Genomic DNA, 430 nt, shown 5'->3' on the forward strand with positions numbered 1-430 from the left:
GCACCTGGGCGACACGCTCGGCGGCGACCTCGTTGAAGATCACCATCGCCTGCTTGTCGTTCCCCTGGTCCGCGATGAAGCGGTCGGTGGCGGCGAGCGGCTGGAAGCCGAACTGGAACTTGTACTGGTCCGGGTACGCGTTGCGCATCGCGTCCGTCTTCGGGTTCCAGTGCTCGTTGCGCACGTAGGTCATCGACTTGCCGATGCTGCGGCTCTCGATCTTGTACGGGCCGCAGGAGAACGGACGCTTGTCGTACTTCTCCTTGGTGTCGTGCTTCTTCGGCACCAAGGCGTAACCACGCATGGCGAGCGTGAAGTTGAAGTCGGCCCGCGCCTCGTTGAGGCGGAAGGTGATGGTCTTGCCGTCGATCTCGATCGAGTCGAGGTGCTTGCCCTCGTACGGGCCCTCGTACTTGTCGCCGCCCACGAG

The 430-nt window shown here is 63.5% G+C and carries 1 protein-coding gene; it reads right to left on the minus strand.

The window, feature by feature from the left end; all coding sequences use genetic code 11:
* Positions 1 to 430: ABC transporter substrate-binding protein (locus tag ACOV8S_RS31405; protein ID WP_448321878.1), on the minus strand; the 430-nt coding region annotated here is incomplete at both ends.

It is taken from the genome of Streptomyces sp. CO7 (assembly GCF_053474865.1).